The following is a 23,333-nucleotide window of genomic DNA, read 5'->3' as shown; positions in this document are numbered from 1 at the left end:
TGAATGCGTATGGCAGTAAATTCAAGATGATGAAAGTGTCTTTCATATCAGCGAATATCTAGCTGTTTTACATGAACAAAAGCTCCCCGCTTTTGTATAGGCGCTCTTTTTTGCTCTTCATACCGCAAGGCAGAAATTCAGCACCCAGTGGCCAGTAACAATCTCCATTTGGCTTTTCTACGTATGTACCCTTGCTAAATCCACCGGGCTCTTACAGGAGTCTGCCGAGTATCTATACTTGGTCTTTAAAAAACCTCACGATTATGACTATTTAATAAAACTTGTTTGAAATCACCGTACTCGCGGGTAAGAACAGTAATGAATCCATCTTTAGAAATTTTCAGAGAATGACCATTTGCGTCAATACGCAGATGATAAGACTTGGAGGGGAAATATTTGGAGAAACATCATAACTATACTATTGCAGGACACGATCCGAATGATCCGTACATTTTCCGCAGACCGACTGTGAAAGACGGGAAGCGAATTTGGCAGGTTATTAAAGATTCGAAAGTGCTTGACGTGAATTCTTCGTACAGTTATTTACTGTGGGTTGACCACTTCAGTGAAACGAGTATCACTGTGGAAGATCACGGGAAAGTGGTCGGTTTTATATCAGGCTTCATTCAGCCGAAATCACCGGATACGTTGTTTATCTGGCAGGTGGCGGTCGATGAGTCGGCACGTGGTAAAGGCTTGGCGTCCCGCATGCTGCATGCTATTCTGCAGGGTCAGGCATGCAAGAACGTAAAATATCTGGAAGCGACAGTTACGCCATCTAATGTCCCGTCCACTAAGCTGTTTAAAGGATTGGCGCGTGATTTGAATGCAGAATACCGGATTACAGACGGCTACACGGAAGATCTGTTTCCAGGCGGAGAACATGAAGCAGAAGAATTGTTCCGCATAGGGCCATTCTAAAATAGAGCCGGCTGCCGCACAGGTCATGCGAAAATACTAAATTTAACGGAGGAATTAATTACACATGGTACTGACAAAAAGTCAGAAGGTAATGGAAGTATTTGAGAATCGTGAGTCGCAAGTGAGAAGTTACAGCAGAAGTTTCCCTACAGTATTCGAGAGAGCAAAAGGCTACAAGATGTGGGACACAGAAGGTAAGGAGTATATTGATTTCTTTGCCGGCGCAGGTGCTTTGAACTACGGCCACAACAATGAAAAAATGAAGAAAAAATTAGTCGACTATATTATGGATGACGGTATTGCGCACAGTCTGGATATGGGTACGACAGTTCGAAAAGAGTTTCTTGAACGATTTAACGAAGTGATCTTGGAGCCTAGAAACATGAATTATAAAGTAATGTTTCCTGGACCTACAGGGACGAATACAGTGGAAAGTGCACTGAAAATCGCGCGCAAAGTGACAGGACGCCAGAACATTGTCAGCTTTACGAACGGTTTCCATGGTATGACGCTTGGTGCATTGTCGGTTACAGGCAATTCATACAACCGCGGCGGTGCAGGTGTGCCGTTGAATAATACAACATCTATGCCGTTTGATACGTTTTTAGATGAAGGCCAGTCACTGACTTTCCTGAAAAAGTATCTGGCTGATGCGAGCAGCGGTTTAGATTTGCCTGCTGCGATGATCCTGGAAACGGTTCAAGGTGAAGGCGGTATTAACCCTGCAAGCTTTGAATGGCTACGCGAAGTCGAGCGTCTCTGCCGCAACTACGATATTCTGCTAATTGTTGACGATGTGCAGGCAGGCTGCGGACGCACTGGAACATTTTTCAGTTTCGAACCGGCCGGTATCAAGCCCGATATCGTCTGTCTGTCTAAATCCATTGGAGGCTACGGATTGCCGCTTGCCTTGACGCTGATCAAACCGGAGTATGATAAATTCGGCCCTGCTGAGCATAACGGAACATTCCGCGGTAACAACATGGCGATTTTAACAGCTACAGAAGCTCTATCGTACTGGGAAACAGATGAATTCGCTAAATCGGTACAAGAAAAATCTAAGCTTATTACAGAGCGCATGGAAACAATTGTTGAAGACTATCCTGAGCTGAAGGCGACAACACGCGGACGCGGTTTTATGCAGGGTATTGTCTGTGGTGAGGGTAAGGAAGACTATGCAGATAAAATCTGTGAGAAAGCGTTTGAAAAAGGCTTGATCATTGAAACGTCCGGACCAGAAGGGGAAGTTGTGAAATTCCTCGGTTCATTGACTATGGATGAAAAGGGAATCCACAAAGGGTTCGATATTTTAGAAGAAGCAATTGAAGATATCGTTAAGAATTAAGGAGAGATACTTGTGATTGTACGTAATGTAGATGAGATTATTGGAAGCGAAAACGAAACAAAGGCAGAAACGTGGTCCAGCCGCCGCTTCTTACTGAAGAAAGATAATATGGGCTTTTCATTCCATGAAACGATTATTTATGCCGGAACGGAAACGCATATTCATTATCAAAACCATTTAGAAGCTGTTTATTGTGTTGCTGGAGATGGTGAAATTGAAACTACTTCGGACGGCAAAGTCTACCCGATCAAAAACGGTACGATGTATGCTTTGAATGAAAATGATGAGCATTACCTTCGTGGCGGCAAGGAAGATATGCGCTTAATCTGCGTATTCAATCCGCCGCTTGTAGGAACGGAAACTCATGACGAGAACGGTGTCTATCCATTGCTGGAAGACTGAATAACAAGTTAGAAGCTCCAAAGCGGAAAGTTTCCTGCTTTGGAGCTTTTTGTTGTGCGTGAAAATTTGGAAAAGATCCTGAACGCTCATAACTCTTGGCCCTCCGCTCATACCTCGGTGCCACGTGCTCATAGCCCTACGGAACATGCTCATAACCATTCCCGGTATGCTCATAAAGAACGTTTCTAAGCTCATAGCCATATTTTCGATTTCCTGAAATGTTAACTGAAAGGAAATCAGGGTATAGACAAATAGAGGTTCATTGAATATTTCCCAATGAACAGGAAAGAATGTACATAGCATTAATAAGGAGGCAGTAACTATGTGGAAATTACCTGGCATCGTACTGGGTGCTGTTTTATTGACGGCGGGCTGTAACACCGCCAAAGAAAAGGTGCCGGTCAGCGGCGGAGAAAGCGGTGTGGAGCAAGAGGAGACGGCTGCTTCGGAAATCACTGCACCAATTATCAACACAGATGGAGAAAACATTGGTTCAGCTGTAATTCGTGCTGAAAATGGCGGCGTGGCGATGGATATCACAGCAACGGGCCTTATACCAGGCAAGCACGGTATCCATATCCATGAAAATGGCGTATGTACGGCACCAGACTTCAAGGCATCTGCTGGCGGACATTTTAATCCTGAAGGTAAAGAGCACGGTTTCGATAATCCCAAAGGATACCATGCGGGAGATTTAGAAAATCTTGAAGCGGATGAAAACGGCAATGCAGAAGTCCATATCACAACAGATGCCGTGACACTGGATCTTGGTAAAGAGAATTCATTGATTGATGACGGCGGCACAGCACTTGTCATCCACGAAGGAGAAGACGATTATAAGACGGATCCGGCAGGGGATTCAGGTAAGCCATTTGCCTGTGCGGAAATCACTTCCGAAAACCTTTCTAAATAATGAAATGTATGCAGCTTCTCTTTGCGGAGAGGCTGTTTTTTGATTCGACAGGGTGCCTGTGCACCGTGCAATTCAGACGCTATTCAGAATAGTTTTGAAATCGTTTGGCACACAGGCACCTCTTGTCATACTAGTGTGATAAAATTAGAGTATTGATAACGTCATAGCAAACGCAAGAGAATATCTTAAAAGGAAAGAGTAATGGAGACGTTATTACAAGAGATCAAAGAGTGGATCAATGCGACTAATGAACAAATTATAATTGGTATTTCAGGACATGGTGCGGCAGGCAAAACAACGTTTTCCAAACAACTTGTCAGTTCCGACATACGAAAGCATTCTTGAGGGGATATGTATCGAAAAGTCATCTGTATTTTTAGAGGCAAATAAACTTTAGATAATGGAGTTATGATGGTAATGTCTGTTTCACTTATTATATTAGTGGTTATCGCAGTTTTTATCGGAGCGCTGTCACGTTCGACCTTTGGTTTCGGCGAAGCTGTTGTCAGTATGCCGCTTCTCGCGCTATTATCGCTAGACTTGCACATATCAATTTCCTTAATTGGATTAGTGGGACTGACTGTAGCTTTATTTACCGCTGTTTCAGGTTGGAGTTATGTAGACCGCCCGGCTTTAATTCGCCTGGTGATTGGTGCGCTAGCGGGGATCCCCTTAGGCATTTTACTTGTTGTAAAGCTCCCTGAAACGATCATCACTATTGCGCTTGGCTTCTTCTTACTTGTATATGGCACCTACTCATTTAGTAAACACTTATGTTCAAATGAACATATTCAGGCGAGACTAAAGAATAAATTTTGGGCACTGCCTGCTGGTTTAATTTCTGGGATTCTCGGCAGTGCCTATAATTCACACGGTGTTCCTGTTGTTGTATACGGAACGCTGCGGCGCTGGGAACCACAGCGTTTTCGGGGGACACTGCAAGCCCACTTTCTTATCTCGGGTATTTTCATTGTAGCTGGACAGGCACTCGGCGGCTTATGGACGAAAGAAGTATTTATACTATATGGCTATTCATTTCCTGTCATCGTGCACGCGACTGTGTTGGGTGTTTTTATACAGCGCCGTATTCCGAATGAAAAATTCGAACGCTATGTATTTCTCCTTCTTGTCGTACTTGGTACCGTCTTGCTGATGAACGGAGCGCAATCATTATGAGGGTTGCTGTGCACTGTATAATTAATGGACTATACTGAATAGTATTAAAGTTGTTTGGCGCACAGGCACCATTTTAAATGGAGGAGATATTATATGATTATCGGATTGCATCATGCACAGATTACTATTCCAGTGGGCACAGAAGAAGAAGGGAAACGGTTTTATTGTGGAATCTTGGGCTTAGCCGAAAAAGAAAAGCCTGAATCATTAAAGGGACGCGGCGGGTTTTGGCTAGAAGTTGGAGATCAAGAAGTTCATGTAGGTACAGAAGAGGGCTTTGATAGATTGACGACTAAAGCTCATTTAGCTTATCAGGTGGATGATATATCTCATTGGAGAAGTGTATTGGGCCGGCATGATATTCAAATTATTGAAGGCGTACCGATCCCCGGCTTTGACCGGTTCGAATTCCGTGATCCTTTTGGTAATCGGGTGGAGATGATTCAGAAGGTATCGGATGAATAAGGGAGTGCCTGTGTACCACACAACTCAAAGATGTGGGAGTGCCTGTGTACCACACAACTCAAACGCTATTCTGAATTGTTTATAAGTTGTTTGGCACACAGGCACTGTCGATGCTGTCGGTGATTTTTCTGTCCTGTCTCATTTTGATCTAGAAAATAATATGGAGCTTGTTCAAAACGAACTGTCTCCCTTATCGGAAGAAATGAATATTTATGCGTCAAACAAAGATTGCGCAGTACGTGTAAAGGGAGACAAAGTCGACATTTTTGGCAATGTATATTTAATTTCCCACTCAAAGATTCAGAAATTGCAGGAGACGCTCTAGTTGGGGTGAATGCTTTGGAATTTCTTTACGCAAGGGCTTCTATTTAAAACTTAGTTAAGGAGAGTCGTGCAGCGCAGAACAATGGTTTAATAGTAGTATGCTAATACTGAACAGGGATCTTGTATAATAAAAATTTACGAACCTCTGACATTGTTTGACTAATTGTAATAATCTGACCTATAATTAACAGATCATATGAAAAAGGAGATTGGCCTATGTTATCGAGCATTGTGGTAGACGTTTATAAAAGTACAGAGGAACAAAAAAACGTCGCAGGGGTACAGTAATTTCTCCCCTTTACTGCAACCCCTGCAAAAATATGGGGGAATCTAAGTTGATCAAGCAATATATAAAGAATTATTTAACTGGTGACCAAGTAACTTTGCGAAAAATTACAAAGGCAGATTACAAGTTTTATTCAAACATCGAGGATGTAATGGAAAGTCGTCTACTAATGAACGATGGAATACCATTCCCGCCTACTGATGCAGATCATGAAAAGTTTCTTGGTGAGATTAGTTCTGAGAAAGAAGACTACATGTTTGCTATTGAACTGAAAGATGAAAAAGTATTCATTGGAACTATTGCTGTTTATTTAGTTAACTGGAACAATAGCACTTGTCATGTTGGAATATCTGTTGGTCCTGATTATCAAGAAAAAGGTTATGGGACAGATGCAATGAAAGTTTTACTTGATTTCATTTTTGGTTATATGAATGTGAATAAAGTGAAACTTCAAGTCTTCAGTTATAATAAAAGGGCGGTTAGCTCTTATGAAAAGTGCGGATTTCACTTAGAAGGCACTTTAAGGGAAGAGCTTTTTAGATTCGGTAAGTACCATGATATTTTTGTTATGGGTTTGCTTAGAAAAGATTGGGAAATGAATTTGATAAAATGAAAGCAAAAGAGCAAACCAGTGTAATGGTTTGCTCTTTTTAAAATCAATCTTATACAACTAGGATGTGAGATGGAAAGGAGATTGGCCATGAATAAATGGAAAACAATAAAATCAACGTATTTGCATAAGAGTCCAATGAAGTTAACACGCAGCTATTTACTGCAAGCGCTTATTATATGGCTAAAAGTTTCATGACTGACGGCAGAATGAAGTTTTTAACTGAAGAGAGCAGTAAATGATATTTCACTAGAAAAAACTAATTGCTGGGAGGTGAATCCTATTGGAAAAACTATTAGTGAAAACTGGAATGTACAGTTTTGTTTTTTCGTTTTCATTCCTATTTATATTCTTTCCCAAACAGGAGCCAGAAATGATGATGGATCGCGCACTTTATTTTACAGAGAAGCCTTATTACGAATACTTCATCAGCATCTCCCGATATTCGCTGATTCTTTCGGCTGTAGCAGTCATCATAGTGGGTGTTGTGTATCTGGTTAATAATGGAGAGGTGACAAGTGGAGGTAGGTAATATACTATTCATCTTGTTATTCTATCTAACGGTTTTGCCACTGAGTACGTTGCTGCACGAGGTAGGTCATGGCCTGGGAGTCATAGCTACGTTCAGGTCCAGAGTAGATATTTACTTAGGGAGTAAAAGTGAGAAGAATATAGAAAATTTCAGGTTGGGAAGACTCCATTTTCATATCGTTTATTCCTTTGCAGGCTTTGTTTATTGGGAAGGGAATTTAAATAAGCGGCAGAGAGCGGCGGCTTTGGCTGGGGGACCTGTTATGTCGCTGACGCTGGTGTTTGTATTCGCAGGCATGGCCATGTCGGTGTCACATGGCGATTTCCGATCATTTTTTTGGGGGGCTTCAATAGCTAATCTTATTCAGTTCGTCAGCACCGTAATCCCAGTCACTTATCCACGTTGGATGGGTTCGTATGCAGGTCACAAGTCTGATGGGCTGCAACTGTGGCAGTTGTTAAAAAATAAATAAAGTCGAAAGCCAGTCTGAGACTCAAAACTGGCCGTAACTTCTGCGCTCCATGCTTTCTATTTTTCTTGTTAAGTAGTCCAGTTGTATTTGTATTTGTTCGAGCTGATTCGCTTGATCTGATGTTTGGCTGTCGTTCGTTGCATTTATCAATTCCTGCAGTGCAATTCCCGCAGCTAATGTTTGAAGACCATCGCCCAATGTGGAAAGGGCGGAACCGATAAATGAAAGTTTAGCCGCATAAATTTCTGCCGACTCCACTTTTTCCTCTGTCTGATTATTATCTTTTTTATTCATTCGCTCACATCCTCAATGATAAGATGGGTTGTTCTTATATATATATGAGGTAGTTAACAAAACCATACTTCAAATGATAAGAGGTGCCTGTGCATCACACAACTTAAACACTATTCTGAATTGTCCTGAAGTTGTGTGGCACACAGGCACCTTAAAGAAATCTAAAAAAGACGCCCCTCAACTGAGGTGGCGTCTTAAAAGTTTTATCGGACAATGGCAATGATGCCTTCTTCATCATCCAATTTCAATTGGATGCCGGCAGCCATTGGATCCATATCCAAGTACTGTTCAATCCATAAACGGAGTGCTTCGACAAGTCGTGTTGTATTTAGCTGATGAACCTGGCCGTTAAGCCCTGCTTCAGCAGAAAAACCTTCGTCATCGTCATAAGCAAGTTCAACTTCCACGTCGTCCGGCATGACGCGTGCTTCTTTGGCAATCAGCACACATACCGCATTCGCTACATCCTGTTCATAAATTATCTGCTGTTCCATTGATTCATATCCTCATTCTTCTTGCGTTCTTTTTCTTTGAAGATCGCAAAAATCTTTCGTACCAATGCAATGATCAAGACAATTGCAAGCACATTGACGATTAATCCAAGTAATGAGCCGAGCATACCCATGTTAGCGAATAGGCTTCCGAATAACAGACCTGCTAATCCACCGACTAACAAACCTTTCATCAGTCCGCCGCCCATACCAGGCTTCGCTGTTTTACCGGCAGCTGTTGTATTATTGTTTTGATTCGTTTGATCTTGTTTCTTTTCTGCTTTATTCGGCTGTACGCGGTTCGGCGTACTGAAACTTTTCTTTCCGGACTTATATCCGCGTGCTTCTGCTGTGATTTCGTCCTGGAAAACGATGTTCCCGATCGGCGATAGAATTAACGTCGCGGCCAAGAAAAATGCTGCAAATTTTTTCAATTCGTATTCTCCTTTAATGCTTTGTCAGGTCCTCCTGTTACGCGAAGGCCTTTCCTTTATTTTAATAGAAACACCTGCAGAATGAAAGTAAATCCACCTACTTAGAGAAGAAATTCTCTGTATAAAATGGCTGTTCTTTGTCATTGAAATCCACGCCAATGCCGAGGAACTGATAATCCCGGATTAAGATATTCTCGCGGTGGCCTTTCGAGTTCATCAGACCTTCATGGGCGAAGATGCTGCTCGACTGGCCGTACGCCAAATTTTCTCCGGCACTGACGAATTTCACGCCGTCTTTCTTCATCCGATCAAAAGGGGATTCGCCCTGCAGATTCTCATGACTGAAATAATCATGTACAGCCATATCTACGCTGTGCTTGCGGGCAGTCACAGATGCCAACTCGTCATATGTCAAAATGGAACGGCCGTGGCGGACTCTCGCCGCGTTCGTCAAATCAAAGAGCTGCATTTCAAAGCCTTTTCGCATAGCATCATTTTGCGGTGCATACAAAGCCGTTTTGCGCTGCTCTAATTTATCCGAAATCAGTTGAACAGCCGTCACCGTGTTATCCTTATGCAAATCATAAAAAACATACATATAAATGCCGTCCGAATGAAAAATATCCATACCTTCATCGGCCTGCAGCTTATAAATATTCGTACCTTTGCGGATTTCTGTGATCGGTTCACCTGCAATTTCACGTACTTCTGCTTTCGGCATGCCGTATTCAATACCTTTGGATGAAGAAATCAAACGGTCGTTTGTATAGATGGCATTCACACGGCGCTGAATGTCATAGGACAGCATGACGAAATTCTGGTAATTCTGATGAAACGTCAGCCACTCGGTGCCGTATTCATTGACAGATTTACGTGCAGGTTCACCGAGTTCGGCTTTGACATCGGCTTCCGTCATGCCGATTTGGATATTATGAATAGACAGGCTCCCTTGCGCCGGTGTTGCGAGCGTCGGATGGGCGACTTCTTCTGGCGCTCGGGATTCTGCTGTTTTATTGGAAACAAAAGATACAATAGTTGTAATGGATTGTTTTGTATAATCAAGTACAGATTCGACCATTTCTTCGTCGAGAACAGACTCTACACGCGCATCCAGCGGGTCAAGAAACGACAAGTCCACATATTTGGACATGGGACCTTCCCACAAGGGCTTCGCGGCGTACAGAATCACGATGAGAAACAGCAGTTGAAAAAGGCGTTTGAACATGTAACACTCACTCCTCTTTCACATTATACTCTCTAAGTGCTCTGGCAATACAGCGTAAACAGCCGAATTGTTGAAATTAATCGCCAGAACTAATAGAAAAAGGGTATACTGAAAGCAATGGAGAGTGGGGAAGGAGTGGATGGCATGTTCGGCGGAATTAGCAGTGTACCATCCTGGTTCTATATCGTCGCATTTGCAGTCGTCATATTACTCGTCCTGTTCATCGAATGGAAAACGAGATAACACAATAATGGAAAGTAGGAATAACATGTTAACATTTGAAGAGAAGCAGCAGATCATAGAGGGATTTCCGGAGTTAGTGAAAAAAGAAGTATCCATGAAGCGCCTGAACTATCATTACGAAGAATCACTTTTCGATAAGACTGTCGTCGTACAGCACTTGCATCCTAATGGCAATGGCTTTGTCTACGTGGCAGACGTCAAAGGTTATGAGCCTGACGATCGCGGACTGGTAAATATTCGTGAATTTACTGCAGATGAGTTACGTACCGTCATCAAAGCAGCGGTCGAAGCATTGGCTACAGAGCCAACAGAAGCAGAACCGCTATCTGAAACATGGCAGCATCCGAATGGATCGACACTGACAGTACTTGAAGAAGACGACTTTTTCAACGTTTACCACGGCGTGAACCTAGAAGAAGGCTTCGGCGCTTACGGAGAAGCTGTCAGCTATCTGAAAGAAGAAGGCTTTTCATTGAAAACGAAATGATGCAATAGGAGTGAAATGAAATGAAGGGTAAAACACTGGCGATCGGCTTAGCCATCTTTACGGTGCTTGTAGTGGCGGCTGTCTATTTCATGGTGACAGTTACTTTTAAAAACAACCCGACACAAAAGAATCCTCAATCGATGGGAACACCTTCTTATATGGGAACCGGCAGTTTTGGTTGGGAAATAGGATGATAAAAAAGTACCTGCATAAATTTTGCGCAGGTACTTTTTAATTGTCGTGATTTCAGTAATAGACGCTCTTAGTTTTATCCAAAACAGTTACACTGACAAGAAATCCTACTGCAAAAAAAATAAAAGAACCGATGATATAGACGGAGCGAATCCCGTAGACCTCAGCAAGAATGCCAATCGCAGCTGTAAAGGAAATAATTAGCAATGCCTCTACTATGCCAAAAACGCTTGAAAATCTCCCCATAATTGTGATGGGCACATTGTTTTGATAAAAAGTTAAGAATCCAATGTTTGCAAATGACAAGGCAAAGGTTAATGTGAAAAAGCCAATTGAAGCCCATATAAAGTTTTGGGAAAACGCAAAGATCAAATAGCCAAAGGGTGTAAAGACGGCTCCAAAACTGATCAGGAAATTCGTTTGTAAACGGCTGGCTAAAGCATTTGTCAAAGATCCTATTATAATTCCAATTCCCGCAACACTGACCAGAAACCCGTAAGTGCTATCAGACAGTAAGAGAACCCTTGTTGCAAAAGCGGCTTCCAGCGAGTCTAAACCAGTCATAAATACAGTAATTCCACTGAAAAGTACATACACCCAGGCGATATGCCGATTTGATTTACTGAAGCGGAGAACTTCTATCCAATCGTTTCTGATTACGCGGAGGCTCATTTTTTCTGGATTCCCAGCAGCGCTTTTTACGTTATCCAAATTAGGCAGTACCAAAATGATGGCTGCCGACATGCATAATGCCAGTGAATTTAATTGGATTGCAAGATACGGAGAGCCGATGATAAAGAGGAACCCTGCAATGGACGGCCCCAGTATAAAGCCGCTTGAATTAATAAAGTTTCTAAGGGCGTTAAATCTCTGTCTATTTGTCTTAGGTATTAGCTTGGTCATATAAACCATGGAGGTCGGCCCGAAAATAGAACTGGCCATATTGATAAGTAATACGCATAGATAAATGAATAGTAGTGAATCCATGAATGGCAGTAAAAATATAAAGAACGCTCTGAGTAAGTCAAGCAAGATCATTAATTTCCTTTTATTTACCCTGTCAATTAAGCTGCCGGACCAGAAATTTGTGCACAGGGCCGAGACGGGAATAAGGATATAAAGAATGGATACTGCGAATGGTGATCCTGTCATATCTAAAACAATCAGGTTAAGTGCAATCAAATAAACCCAGGCACCCAGATTCGACACACCAATTCCCAGCAGAAGTAATAAGGGGTTTTTCCAATTACTGATTTTCAACATTGCAGCCACTCCTACATTCATTTTTTGGAAACAAAAAAAGCCTCACCCTCATGTCAATAGACTTGAGGGCGAGACTTCCTGAATGTAGAAGTTCGCGGTGCCACCCCAGTTTGTTCCTGCGTCGCCGCAAAAACCTTTTCAAGTACGCCTGCAGTATGTAGCGCAGGGTAATACTCTATCTCGATAACGGGAGAACCCGGCACATAATCAATAATATGAATATCCTACGTGCAGCTCCGAGGCTTGTTTCTATGTGCATTTGCATACTCCTTCGCAGCTGCCGGAGCTCTCTGTCATGCCTGAAGCACATATACTTGTCTCTTCATCGCCTATTAATGTAAATCTTATATTACCACAATTCAATCAATTTGAAAGCACTATATTACTGAAGGTAGGAACCTTGCATAGTGATAGACGAGAAGCTCGTGTTTTCCATCAAAAAAATATCTCTATCAAACCGACAAATCAACTGCTAGAAATTCAGGAAGCGAGCGTTCATGTTTATCGAGCATAATCTGTTCAGGCTTGATACCTTGCCCGCGCAATACATCAATATTCTGCACAAGGAATTCATCACTGCCGACAACATAGAAGAGTCCATCCTTATCTGCAGCCAGGCTTTTCACTTCGTCATAGTAGTCTTTGCGGTTATCGACGAACTGTGAAGTGAATTTTTTGTCAGGTGCGGATTCAAAGATGTCGGTGAATAAGAAGTCTTTTGTTGAATCAATATTGAGCGAATGAATTTGATTGACGTTGTCTGCACGGTTGAAGTAATCCAGTACAAGCGGTCTGAAAGTAGCCAGCCCGACACCCGAGGACAGCAGGTACACATTTTTGTCTTGCCGTTTTAGCGGTACATTCGAATGCGTTTTAAAGATTGCCACGTCACCGCCGACCTCAAGATCTCTTAAAATTGTTTTGAATTCAGAACATTGCTCTCTGATGCGTGTGGTGATACCAATTGACTGTTCGTGCGGCAGAGTGGAGATCGACATATGGCGGATCAGGCTTCGGTTTGGCTTATCTCCGGCATTAAAACCTACCAGTGCAAAGTGGGTGTGAGAACCTTCTTCCCATGTAAAGTCTTCCGGACAGTCAAGCATGTACGTTTTAACCTCAGGTGTTTCTTCAATGATCTTATTTATTTTAGTCCAGTAGATTTGCAATATATATTCTCCTCACGTAATTAGTTGTAGCTCTACTATACATTAGTTGATAATGGTTCTCAATTAAAATTGTCGTTACATATACAGCTGATGAAGAAAGAAATGCGGCAACCTCGCCAGTTACTAGTGTTAAATTGCTTCAAGAATTCATTATATGATCAATAAAGATCTTGCAAAGGTTTGTTAAAATACTCTTGTATCAGGCCTCATGTCTCTTCCACATATAATAATTGTAGAGCAGCTGAATAATGTAGATGATAAGAACCGCCAGACCGAAGATGATATTAACTGATGTACTCCAGCCCGAATAGGTAAAAATAAAAATAAGTGCCAAAATAAATAGGGGAAGACTGGTTATATTTCGAATCATTTTTCGTCTGTATGATAACGTAAAGTAATTAAATTTGGTTCCTTTATCCACTTTTGCTGATCCTTTAAAAGCGATGGATAAAATCAAGGTAACAACTAAGGTAATGATGCCGGGAATTAGAAAGTTTGTCATAATCTCCTCTCCTTTACTATCCATACGTTCCCACCAGGTGTTTAGTTTCTTTTTTGGCAAATAAAAAGAGCACCGAAAAAGTTCGGTGCCCATTCGTGACTAAGTTATTTTCCTCCGTGATGCTGCTGACTTCGTGAACGATACAGCCCTTTACCAAACGGCAGCCACCAGTTCCACTTGCCGAACAGTTTCATTAGACTTGGCACGAGCAGGAGGCGGATGATCGTGGCATCAATTGCGACCGCAATCGCAATGCCGACACCGATCTGCTTCACCGGCATAACGTCCGTAAACGCGAAAGCACCTGTCAGAACAATCATAATCAGTGCGGCAGACGTAATGACTTTACTTGTCGTCGCAAGCCCTTCAACCGTAGATTTATCGTTATCGAATGAATGGGAGAATTCCTCCTGCATCCGCGAAATCAAGAACACTTCATAGTCCATGCTCAATCCGAATACCAGACTGAAGACGATGACCGGAATTATGAGCGCCACTGTTCCGGGGTGCAGACCGAAATGTCCGTACTGGAAAATGTAGACGAGTATACCGAATGTCGCTGACAGTCCGAGAATATTCATCAGGATCGCTTTTATTGGGATAATTAATGATCTGAAAGCGAACATCAAGATGAAGAACGTGGATACGACAATAATCAGTAGTACATAAACGATATGATCTGTAATTTCATCAAAGATTTCCTGATTAAAGCGCGGTTCGCCGCCAATCAATAAATTCCATTGCGTATCTTTTGCTGACCAGTCACGAACCCAGTCTTGCGCTTCATTGGAACTGCCTGATGCAGCAAGTGTCACGGGAATTAGTAGCCGATCGCCCTTTGCGAAGTTTTCAAGCACCGGATTCAGCCGTTCCTCCATACCCGGAGCGAGCAGAGACTGTTCCCATTGTTCAGGCGTTTTAATTCCGCTTGCTGTATAAATAGTGGAGACATCTTCCACCAATGAATCGTTCATTAGCTGATCTTCCAGCTTCTTCATATCCGAAAGTCCGTCCGTATCCTTCCAGCCGCCTTTCCGCTCTGCCAGCAGGAATACCGTACTTTCATCATCGAGTTTAAATGTATCCTGCATCTGCTCAAACGCAAGCCGCGTATCGAATGATTTAGGCAGGGAGTCGATCTGCGGAATTGTCAGTTCCATATTGCGTACAGGAATCAATGCGATTGCCAATAAAACGATGGCGACAATTGCGATGGTTACGGGACGCTTAATCACAGCGTTGGCAAACTTACGCCAGCCGTTCGCTTCTTCGCCACGGTCTTTCAGCAGCCGTCCTTTATGGATTCGGTCGCCAAGAAGCAGCAGGACAGAAGGGAGCAGGGTAAGTGATGAAATGACTGCCATACCGACGACGATCATGCCGCCAAGTGCGATGTTCATGAAAATATCCACTTTAATCAGCAACATGGCACCGAGTCCAATGAATACACAGACAGCCGAGAAGATAATCGAGCGTCCTGCTGTGCGGATGGTCCTGATGATGGAATCAGTGATGCTTTGTTTTTTCAATTCTTCACGGTAGCGGCTGATGAACAACAGCGCAAAGTCGATACTGAGCGCGAGTCCGAGCATCGGTACGATATTCAGTACGAAGATGGACAGATCCACAGTGTTGCCGAGCAGTGCCAGTACACCGAGTGAAGAAACAACCGTCCCAATTCCGACTACCAATGGAACGAATGAAGCAACAACGGTACCGAATGCAAACAGCAACACGACAATTGCAATCGGCAGACCGATGGCTTCCGCCGTCATCAGGTCGCGCTGGCTCGCTTTATTAATGTCATGCTCGAAAGCGCCCCCGCCTGTCAGTACAATGCCTTTTTCACCTTCGAATGATTCCCGGATATCGTCTACCACTTGCGGCATATCTTCCGGTTCTTCGCTGAACTGCAGCATCGCATAGGATAGGCCGTCCGTGTACTGATCTTTTTCATTCAGCGGTGACACAATCTCTGACGCAATTCCGAGAGAGTCCAGTTCGGAAAGGGTAGATTTGATTTCATTGTCGGATTTGCCATCAAATACTAAAAATAGTGTCTCTGCGGGCAAATCAAAATCCTCTGAGACAATCTTCATGACTTGTTCATGCTCACCATCTACGCGGAATCCGTCACCTGCGAGCAGGCCGGGCAGCTGGATGGCGAAGTAGGTCATGACGCTGAATAATAACATCCAAAACGCGAGAATCCATTTATATGAACGCGTCACAAATTTTGCGAAGTTGTGCAAGGGGTTTCCTCCTGTCTTAAGCGGGCTTTTTTAATTGAGATATGTCTCTATCATAACGAAGAATAGTGTGAAAGTCTTGCAGGAATAGAAAGGAAATGTGCGTTCAGAAGCTGTTTTGGTTCGTTGATCGAGCTGTTTGGTTCGTTGCTGACAGTGAAAGGTGCGTTGTAAGCGGTGGTTGGTTCGTTGAATTCCGTTATTGGCGCGGCAGGGGGATAGTTTGGTGCAGGTAATCGGACATCTAAACTGTTTATTTGAGCGCATAAAAAAACCACTTCCTAAAAGGAAGTGGTTTGTAAGGTTAAATTAGTTTTTTGTAACGTTAGTTGCTTGAAGTCCGCGTTGTCCTTGCTCGATTTCGAAAGACACGTCTTGACCTTCTTCAAGAGTTTTGAATCCGTCGCCTTGGATAGCGGAGAAGTGTACGAATACATCGTCGCCATCTTCACGTTCGATGAAGCCATAACCTTTTTCTGCGTTAAACCATTTTACTTTACCTTGTTCCATGTTTGTTTCCTCCTCGTGTACGGTTGTGTACACATTGTATTACTATCCTTGCTCAATTCTTGAAAACGGTCGAGATGAAATCGTCGGACCTTGCGTCGAACAAAAATAATTCTCCTTTATCATAACAACTATTGGCAGAGATTGCAAGTTGAAAAATTGTTACACAAATAAAGCCAGCGCCTTATAGACGATTGCTGCAATAATGGCAGATATTGGCATTGTGATCACCCATGTCAAAACGATAGTCTTCGCGACTCCCCATTTCACGCCTTTCAAACGCTGTGCTGACCCCACACCCATAATGGATGAAGAGATAACGTGCGTCGTGCTGACAGGCAGGTGGAGCAGTGTGGCACCGAAAATGATGGTAGCGGAATTCAAGTCTGCCGCAATGCCGTGAATTGGTCGAATCTTCATGATCTTGCCGCCAACTGTCTTAATAATTTTATAGCCTCCGATTGAAGTTCCGATTCCCATCGCAGTAGCCGCTGCAATCCGCACCCACAACTGAATATCATCAGTAGTCTGCAATTCAGCAGCGATAAGCGCCATCGTAATAATACCCATAGCCTTTTGCGCGTCATTCGTACCGTGCGTGAACGACTGGATCGCCGCTGTCCCGATCTGCATATAGCGGATGCGTTTATTCGCTTTGAAGAGATTTCGGTTTTTCAGAACGTTCTTTAAAATCGTCATGACGATGAAACCGCCGACTAGCGCAATGACTGGAGAAATCAAAAGTGCCTGGATAATCTTGATGAAACCACTATAGTTCAGAATGCCGAATCCCGCTGCAGCAATGGCGGCGCCGGCGATGGAGCCTATCAATGCATGTGACGAACTCGAAGGAATACCGAAATACCATGTCACCAAGTTCCAGATAATTGCAGAAACGAGAGCGGCCAAAATGACCAATGAACCATTTTCTAATAAAAAGGGATCGACGATGTCTTTTGTGATTGTTTTAGCAACGCCTGTAAAAGTCAGTGCCCCGATAAAGTTCATCGTGGCCGCCATCATAATCGCTGTCCGTGGTTTTAATGCACGCGTCGAGACAGACGTAGCGATGGCATTGGCTGTGTCGTGAAAACCATTGATGAAGTCGAATGCCAGGGCAAACACGACAACGAGAATGGTGAGTATGAGAATCGTTTCCATCAGCTGTTACTCCTTACGCGTTACGCATTATGATTGTTTCGATTGTATTGGCAACGTCTTGACAATAATCTGCGGTATCTTCGAGTAATTCGTATAGATCCTTCAGCTGAATGATTCGGATCGGGTCTTTTTCCCGAATGAACAATTGCTTAATGGATGTCCGCAGTACTTCGTCGCAAATTCGTTCGTACTCTTTAATTTGTACGGCATGTGTACGCATTTCCACAAGCTTCTTATTCGTTAACAACTCCATCGCCTTAACAATTTCATCCGTACTCTTGACGATGTTCGCCATGAACTTTCGCATGTATTCGTCTATTTCAATGAAAGAAAACATCTCCAGATTCCCAATGAAATGCTCGATTCCATCCAATATATCGTCCATTTTTATGGCCAACTGTAAAATATCTTCCCGTTCAATCGGTGTCATGAATGATGTGTTCAGTTTGGTGATTAATTCATGAATGAGCCGATCGCCTGAAGTCTCATAGGCTTTCATTTTGATGCTGATTTCCTTCAGGTCTGCCACTGTTTCTACTTTGAAATCATCTGCATAGTGCAACGATTCCTGCACGTGCTTGGCAATGTCCAATAAAGCAGTGAAAAACGGATCAGGTTTTCTTGGGCTTAGCATATATTTTCCTCCATCTATTGTTGGAATGGATAGTGTCTTTTCATTCAACTGTTTCCCCTAGATACACCTCAGCGTACGGGATTCATACATCATACCAAAATGTTTGTATAAAAAGATAGGGAATCTTGTAGAAATTTGATGGTTTTTGCGTATTAACTTCATAAAATCTTAAGAAACATCCTTAGGGTTCCTTAAGATGGCATTTGTATACTGAAGTTAATACAGTAGTGGGAGGAAAAGTATTGATTACAGTTGAAAATATAAACCATTCATTTTTAATTGGAAGAAAAGGTAAAGAAACCAATGTGCCTGTGTTGAAACGCGTTTCATTCTCGGTTCAGCAAGGGGAAATTGTGTCCATTGTCGGCCGGAGTGGCTCTGGGAAATCGACATTACTTCATATATTAGCCGGGTTTTTAAAGCCGGATAGCGGGAAGATACGAGTGAAGGATACGGTGACTTCAGCATTTACGGAACAGCAAAGTGCACAGTTCCGTCTAGAGAACTTCGGTTTCATTTTTCAAAATTTCCAGCTCATGCCTGGTCTGACGGCATTCGAGAATGTGGAATTGCCACTGAAGTTAAAGGGAATGAATCATCATCAGCGTAAAGATAAGGTCAATAAGCTGATGATGGAGGTTGGTTTGAATGCGGTGCAGGATCATTATCCGAATGAATTATCAGGAGGTCAGCAACAACGCGTCAGTATCGCACGAGCGCTCATAACAGACCCGCCGATTATTTTCGCAGATGAACCGACGGGCAGTCTGGATTCGGAAACGGAACAAGAAGTACTGCAGCTGATTCAAACGCTTAACAAAACACTTGGCATCACGTTTGTCATTATCACGCATGACGATGAAGTCGCACACAGGGCGAATCGGATATACCGAATGCACGACGGTAATTTGGCGGAAGAAGGTGCGATCCATGCAGTTTAAAGATCAGATCGATTTTATTCGGCAGCATATTAAGAAGAATAAATTACGTGTCTTCATGACGGTCCTTGCGGCAACAATGGGAACTGCATTCCTAATTGTACTGGCAAGCGTCGGCTTTGGAATTCACGATACGCTGCGCAGCGAAATTCTGGACAATCGACTGGTTACACAAATTGAAGTGTATTCTGGAGATCTCGATGTTAATAAAGCTGAGGGAATGAAAGACATCGACCACGTCAAAGCGGTGGTTGTACGTCAGAATATCAATGCGCCGCAGCAGGAGTCGCTTGGTCAATATTCAACATACGGGAATTTGCTTGTGACCGATTTCAATGAAGAAGCAAAAGTTGGCTTCGCTTTGGAGGAAGGAAGACTGCCAGAAACAGCTGATGAAGTGGTAGTGGGCAGCGGATTTGCTGAAAGTTTAATTGATCAGCAGGCTGCGGACAAGATAATGGAATCGAGGCCGGCAGATTCACAGGAAGAGCTCGAGATTCCTTCGTACGATGGAAATTTAATCGGGGAAAAGTTTGTTTATCAGCTTGGTGATTACGACACTGGAGACATGTATGAGGAGCAAACGGAATTGACGATTGTCGGCATTGCGGAAAAGCCGTCAAAAGACTGGCTGGTGGACAATAAAATTTACGCGGATGCGACGCTGATTCCTAAACTGGAGAAAATCTATCAGAAGCATGTGGAGGACTTGGAGAACAATCCGCTGCTCTCTAGTATGCTGTATGTTTACGCAGACGAACTGGAAAACGTCAAAACAGTCACGAATCAATTGAAAGACGATGGATACAATGTCTATTCCATCTCGGAAGAATTGGAACGCGTGGACGTATTTTTCTTGGCGTTGAAAGCGGGCTTGGTATTTGTCGGGACGATTGCAATCTTAATCTCTTCCATTGGAATCTTTAACACGATGACCATGGCCGTAACAGAACGTACACGTGAAATTGGTGTTATGAAGGCAATTGGAGCACAGCCAAAGCTGATTCAGCGTTTGTTCCTGATGGAAAGCGCGTGGATCGGGATTGTTGGGACTGTTTTAGCGCTTATCATTTCCTATGCGGTCAGCTTTGTTTCTAATTGGCTATTGCCAATTATTGTTGGCGCAGCAATGGGAGAAGAGGATTTTGCCGATTTGAATGTTACGTTTTCTATCATTCCGTGGCAGCTGATTGTTATTGCCTCGGCCATCAGTCTGACAGTCGCCGTTGTTTCGGGATGGAGACCGGCCAGGAAGGCTACGAAAATCGATGTGATTGATGCGTTGCGACGCGAGTTATAAGAGAAGCCAAGAGTCCCTTAGTTTTATAGGGATTCTTGGTTTTTTTCTGTAAGTGATTATTACGTTCATGCAAAGATTCTGTAAGTTTATTGAATATTGTTTCCGAGATGAGATGATAGGGGGAAATAAAGCTGGAGAGGAGTTCAAGATGAAACGATTACTTGAGATATTAATTGTCTCAACAAAACTCGGGTTGACTTCATTTGGCGGGCCGACTGCTCATTTAGGTTATTTCCATGAAGAGTATGTGCGCAGGCGCAAATGGATGGATGAAAAAAGTTATGCGGATTTAGTGGCTCTGGCGCAATTTTTGCCGGGACCTGCAAGCAGTCAGGTCGGCATCGGCGTAGGAATAGCACGGGCTGGTGTGTTAGGCGGACTCATTTCATTTATCGGATTTACTTTGCCTTCTGTTCTGGCTCTGATTGTATTCGCAATGCTTTTTATTGGTTCAGATATCAGCGGTACAGGCTGGCTGCATGGATTGAAGATTGTGGCCGTCGCTGTCGTTGCGCATGCAATTCTTGGCATGGCGAAGAATTTGACGCCGGATACTAAACGGAAAGCCATTGCGTTACTTGCGCTTGTTGCTGCTCTTTTATGGCAGACAGCATTTACGCAAGTCACGATTATTTTCTTGGCGGGTGTTGCGGGGCTTTTGCTGTTTCGGTCTGTCGAGAAGGGCAGTGAGAGTAGTCAATCGAAATTTCCTTTGTCTAAAAAAACGGGCGTGTTTTTCCTGACATTGTTTTTCGGACTCTTAGCTATTTTGCCGATTCTCCGCGAATGGACAGGCTCATACTGGGTAGCGGTGTTTGATAGTTTTTATAGGGCCGGTGCACTGGTATTTGGAGGTGGGCATGTAGTGCTTCCTTTATTGGAGCAGGAATTGGTGCCCATGGGCTGGATCAGTGATGAAGCATTCTTGGCGGGATACGGAGCGGCACAGGCGGTTCCAGGTCCGTTGTTCACGTTCGCTGCCTATTTGGGTGCGGTGATGAATGGCTGGCAGGGCGGTTTATTTGCGACTGCGGCGATATTTTTGCCGGCATTCCTGCTAATTGTAGGCGCTCTGCCTTTCTGGGATCTGTTGCGCAGCCGTCCACGTGTCAAAGGTGCTGTGATGGGTGTCAATGCAGCGGTGATCGGGATTTTATTGGCTGCATTATATAATCCGATTTGGACAAGTTCGATTGGAAAACCGGCTGATTTTGCACTGGCCGCCGTATTATTCAGTATGCTGGCTTTTTGGAAGGTGCCTCCGTGGATTGTCGTGCTGACAGGTGCTGCAGGCGGAATGTTAGTAGTAATAGTGTAGTAGGCAGCCTAACAGAAGGGCTGCTTCTTTGGTATACTGAATGAATTCTAACTGAGAAAAGGGTTTTGTCTAATGGATAATCAGCTTCAAAGAAAAGTTCCGTTGCCGACAGTATGGCTCGTGCTGCTACTGGGTTCGCTGACGGCATTCGGTCCGCTGTCGATGGATATGTATCTGCCTGGATTGCCGATTGTCGCGGAAGATATGAATGTATCGGCTTCGCTCGTCCAATTAAGCCTGACGGCGTGCCTGATCGGATTGGGCGTAGGGCAGCTTGTATTCGGCCCGTTGAGTGATATTTATGGAAGGCGGAAACCGCTCGTCATCACGCTAGTCGTCTATGCGGCCGCTTCCGTTATGTGTGCGTTTACGGTGAACATCTGGGCATTCGTCTTGCTGCGCTTCATTCAAGGTATGACAGGTGCTGCGGGTATTGTTATCGCGCGGGCGTGTGCGAGGGATTTGTACATAGGAAACGAATTAACAAAATTCATGGCGATGTTGTCGATCGTCAATGGGGCAGCACCGATCATGGCGCCGATTGCTGGCGGCGTGGTATTGAGCTTCGCATCGTGGCAAGTGGTGTTCTTCATTTTAGGAGGAATCGGCTTAGTGATGTTTCTCGCCACTTCTCTATTTTTACCTGACACCTTACCGGTTGAACAACGTGCAGAAGGCGGAATGCTCGCTGTCGTCAAAACATTCGGCGGCCTGCTGAAAGACAAATGGTTCATGGGCATCGCGTTGACACAAGGCTTCATCATGTCGAGCATGTTCGCGTATATCGCAGGATCACCGTTCGTCCTGCAAAACATCTATGGCGTATCACCGCAGCAATTCTCGCTGTTCTTCGCCCTCAACGGTGTAGGTATCATCATTGCTGCTCAAATTACGGGACGTCTCGCTGGCAAGATCCACGAAGTGAAGTTCCTGCGCACAGGCGTCATGATTTCATTCGCAGGAAGCATCCTTCTAGTACTGGCCGTCTGGAATGAATGGCCGCTAACGCTAATGGCCACTGCCTTATTCTTCGTCGTCTCAAGCGTCGGAATGGTCTCCACATCTGGATTTTCCTTAGCTATGCAAAGCCAGGGTAAATCAGCAGGAAGCGCAGCTGCATTCCTAGGACTACTACCGTTCATAGGCGGCGCAACAGTTTCACCACTAGTGGGCCTAGCGGGAGACTTCTCCGCCTGGCCAATGGGCATCACCATTTTGACCTGCAGCACCAGTGCACTGATTATTTATTTCACTGTCGTCAGAAAAGCGTTTCGTACGCAGGCTTTATAGGTTTAGTGATCTTTAAAGATGTTATATTTACTGCACAATTTTAGTTAGTTTATTGGATGCCAAGTTGATTGGAGTGGAAAGCTTCCGCCTGGAACGGAAATCAATGGCGATAAACCTCAACACCCAATCCTTTTTAATTCAAATTTCCGACTAAATAGGGCATGATAGAGTGAGAGCCTGATTACAATTT

At 43.7% G+C, this 23,333-nt stretch carries 26 protein-coding genes, 2 pseudogenes and 1 other annotated feature; of the genes and pseudogenes, 17 read left to right on the top strand and 11 right to left on the bottom strand.

Annotation, left to right across the window (positions count from 1 at the left end):
* Window positions 1-396 precede the first annotated feature (396 nt).
* The 11 genes and pseudogenes from ectA (at window position 397) to Q1J64_RS02420 (ending at window position 7,446) form a co-directional block, all read left to right on the top strand.
* Window positions 397-921, top strand: a complete 525-nt coding sequence (gene ectA, locus Q1J64_RS02470; RefSeq protein WP_301107511.1) for a diaminobutyrate acetyltransferase — start codon at window positions 397-399, stop codon at window positions 919-921.
* Between the two features lie 64 nt (window positions 922-985).
* Entirely contained in the window at window positions 986-2,266 is a 1,281-nt protein-coding gene (gene ectB, locus Q1J64_RS02465; protein ID WP_301107510.1) for a diaminobutyrate--2-oxoglutarate transaminase, read from the top strand.
* 12 nt (window positions 2,267-2,278) lie between these two features.
* On the top strand, window positions 2,279-2,668 hold the full coding sequence (locus Q1J64_RS02460; protein WP_301107509.1) for an ectoine synthase: 390 nt from the start codon (window positions 2,279-2,281) through the stop codon (window positions 2,666-2,668).
* A gap of 322 nt (window positions 2,669-2,990) precedes the next feature.
* On the top strand, window positions 2,991-3,581 hold the full coding sequence (locus Q1J64_RS02455; protein ID WP_301107508.1) for a superoxide dismutase family protein: 591 nt from the start codon (window positions 2,991-2,993) through the stop codon (window positions 3,579-3,581).
* Between the two features lie 201 nt (window positions 3,582-3,782).
* Window positions 3,783-3,923: pseudogene (locus Q1J64_RS02450) on the top strand (phosphoribulokinase); the annotation flags it as partial.
* A 75-nt stretch (window positions 3,924-3,998) separates the two neighbouring features.
* Complete coding sequence (locus tag Q1J64_RS02445) at window positions 3,999-4,757, top strand: sulfite exporter TauE/SafE family protein (RefSeq protein ID WP_301107507.1); 759 nt, start codon at window positions 3,999-4,001, stop codon at window positions 4,755-4,757.
* A gap of 93 nt (window positions 4,758-4,850) precedes the next feature.
* Window positions 4,851-5,222 carry a VOC family protein gene (locus Q1J64_RS02440; RefSeq protein WP_301107506.1) on the top strand — a complete coding sequence of 124 codons (372 nt, stop codon included), beginning with the start codon at window positions 4,851-4,853 and terminating at the stop codon, window positions 5,220-5,222.
* Between the two features lie 121 nt (window positions 5,223-5,343).
* Window positions 5,344-5,547: pseudogene (locus Q1J64_RS02435) on the top strand (cyanophycinase); the annotation flags it as partial.
* Window positions 5,548-5,866: 319 nt separating this feature from the next.
* Window positions 5,867-6,445 (top strand): GNAT family N-acetyltransferase, encoded by a 579-nt coding sequence (locus Q1J64_RS02430; RefSeq protein WP_301107505.1) that lies wholly within the window; start codon window positions 5,867-5,869, stop codon window positions 6,443-6,445.
* A 280-nt stretch (window positions 6,446-6,725) separates the two neighbouring features.
* Window positions 6,726-6,974, top strand: coding sequence for a hypothetical protein (locus Q1J64_RS02425; protein WP_301107504.1), 249 nt, complete (start codon window positions 6,726-6,728; stop codon window positions 6,972-6,974).
* Window positions 6,961-7,446, top strand: coding sequence for a hypothetical protein (locus tag Q1J64_RS02420; protein WP_301107503.1), 486 nt, complete (start codon window positions 6,961-6,963; stop codon window positions 7,444-7,446). The genes Q1J64_RS02425 and Q1J64_RS02420 overlap by 14 nt, the downstream gene beginning before the upstream one ends.
* Window positions 7,447-7,467: 21 nt before the next feature.
* Here the strand turns inward: Q1J64_RS02420 and Q1J64_RS02415 are convergent, their stop codons facing one another.
* From Q1J64_RS02415 to Q1J64_RS02400, 4 genes are all read right to left on the bottom strand, one after another.
* Window positions 7,468-7,740: a translation initiation factor 2 gene (locus Q1J64_RS02415; RefSeq protein WP_301107502.1), complete on the bottom strand. Its 273-nt coding sequence runs from the start codon at window positions 7,738-7,740 to the stop codon at window positions 7,468-7,470.
* A gap of 203 nt (window positions 7,741-7,943) precedes the next feature.
* Window positions 7,944-8,234 (bottom strand): DUF2653 family protein, encoded by a 291-nt coding sequence (locus tag Q1J64_RS02410; protein WP_301107501.1) that lies wholly within the window; start codon window positions 8,232-8,234, stop codon window positions 7,944-7,946.
* Window positions 8,219-8,665, bottom strand: coding sequence for a hypothetical protein (locus Q1J64_RS02405; RefSeq protein ID WP_301107500.1), 447 nt, complete (start codon window positions 8,663-8,665; stop codon window positions 8,219-8,221). Before Q1J64_RS02405 ends, Q1J64_RS02410 begins: the two co-directional genes overlap by 16 nt.
* 97 nt (window positions 8,666-8,762) lie before the next feature.
* A complete protein-coding gene (locus Q1J64_RS02400) occupies window positions 8,763-9,890 on the bottom strand; it encodes a CAP domain-containing protein (RefSeq protein WP_301107499.1) in 1,128 nt (375 codons plus the stop codon).
* 268 nt (window positions 9,891-10,158) lie between these two features.
* On the opposite strand from Q1J64_RS02400, the gene Q1J64_RS02395 reads away from it, so the two are divergent.
* Together Q1J64_RS02395 and Q1J64_RS02390 are read left to right on the top strand one after the other, a co-directional pair.
* Window positions 10,159-10,620, top strand: coding sequence for a hypothetical protein (locus Q1J64_RS02395; protein ID WP_301107498.1), 462 nt, complete (start codon window positions 10,159-10,161; stop codon window positions 10,618-10,620).
* Between the two features lie 20 nt (window positions 10,621-10,640).
* A complete protein-coding gene (locus Q1J64_RS02390) occupies window positions 10,641-10,814 on the top strand; it encodes a hypothetical protein (protein WP_301107497.1) in 174 nt (57 codons plus the stop codon).
* 52 nt (window positions 10,815-10,866) lie between these two features.
* Here Q1J64_RS02390 and Q1J64_RS02385 read toward each other — a convergent pair whose 3' ends face one another.
* The 7 genes from Q1J64_RS02385 to Q1J64_RS02355 form a co-directional block, all read right to left on the bottom strand.
* Entirely contained in the window at window positions 10,867-12,075 is a 1,209-nt protein-coding gene (locus tag Q1J64_RS02385) for an MFS transporter (protein WP_301107496.1), read from the bottom strand.
* 61 nt (window positions 12,076-12,136) lie between these two features.
* Window positions 12,137-12,410 (bottom strand) — a binding site (T-box leader).
* Between the two features lie 117 nt (window positions 12,411-12,527).
* The gene (locus Q1J64_RS02380) at window positions 12,528-13,244 is read right to left on the bottom strand and encodes a ferredoxin reductase domain-containing protein (protein WP_301107495.1); all 717 of its coding nucleotides are present in this window, start codon (window positions 13,242-13,244) and stop codon (window positions 12,528-12,530) included.
* Window positions 13,245-13,443: 199 nt separating this feature from the next.
* On the bottom strand, window positions 13,444-13,746 hold the full coding sequence (locus Q1J64_RS02375) for an ATPase (RefSeq protein ID WP_301107494.1): 303 nt from the start codon (window positions 13,744-13,746) through the stop codon (window positions 13,444-13,446).
* A gap of 104 nt (window positions 13,747-13,850) precedes the next feature.
* Entirely contained in the window at window positions 13,851-15,998 is a 2,148-nt protein-coding gene (locus tag Q1J64_RS02370) for an MMPL family transporter (RefSeq protein ID WP_301107493.1), read from the bottom strand.
* Window positions 15,999-16,304: 306 nt separating this feature from the next.
* Entirely contained in the window at window positions 16,305-16,505 is a 201-nt protein-coding gene (locus Q1J64_RS02365) for a cold-shock protein (protein WP_009766462.1), read from the bottom strand.
* 159 nt (window positions 16,506-16,664) lie between these two features.
* A complete protein-coding gene (locus Q1J64_RS02360) occupies window positions 16,665-17,663 on the bottom strand; it encodes an inorganic phosphate transporter (protein ID WP_301107492.1) in 999 nt (332 codons plus the stop codon).
* 13 nt (window positions 17,664-17,676) lie between these two features.
* Window positions 17,677-18,297: a DUF47 domain-containing protein gene (locus Q1J64_RS02355; protein ID WP_301107590.1), complete on the bottom strand. Its 621-nt coding sequence runs from the start codon at window positions 18,295-18,297 to the stop codon at window positions 17,677-17,679.
* A gap of 242 nt (window positions 18,298-18,539) precedes the next feature.
* Between Q1J64_RS02355 and Q1J64_RS02350 the strand changes: the two genes are divergently transcribed.
* The 4 genes from Q1J64_RS02350 to Q1J64_RS02335 all read left to right on the top strand — a co-directional run bounded on the left by Q1J64_RS02350 (window position 18,540) and on the right by Q1J64_RS02335 (window position 23,143).
* Window positions 18,540-19,238 (top strand): ABC transporter ATP-binding protein, encoded by a 699-nt coding sequence (locus Q1J64_RS02350; RefSeq protein WP_301107491.1) that lies wholly within the window; start codon window positions 18,540-18,542, stop codon window positions 19,236-19,238.
* Window positions 19,228-20,535, top strand: coding sequence for an ABC transporter permease (locus tag Q1J64_RS02345; RefSeq protein ID WP_301107490.1), 1,308 nt, complete (start codon window positions 19,228-19,230; stop codon window positions 20,533-20,535). Before Q1J64_RS02350 ends, Q1J64_RS02345 begins: the two co-directional genes overlap by 11 nt.
* A gap of 148 nt (window positions 20,536-20,683) precedes the next feature.
* A complete protein-coding gene (gene chrA / locus Q1J64_RS02340; RefSeq protein ID WP_301107489.1) occupies window positions 20,684-21,853 on the top strand; it encodes a chromate efflux transporter in 1,170 nt (389 codons plus the stop codon).
* A 72-nt stretch (window positions 21,854-21,925) separates the two neighbouring features.
* Window positions 21,926-23,143, top strand: a complete 1,218-nt coding sequence (locus tag Q1J64_RS02335) for a multidrug effflux MFS transporter (RefSeq protein ID WP_301107488.1) — start codon at window positions 21,926-21,928, stop codon at window positions 23,141-23,143.
* Window positions 23,144-23,333: the final 190 nt, after the last annotated feature.

The organism is Sporosarcina sp. (assembly GCF_029257255.1).
Lineage (GTDB): Bacteria > Bacillota > Bacilli > Bacillales_A > Planococcaceae > Sporosarcina.
This window is presented reverse-complemented; position numbering and strand designations above follow the sequence as displayed.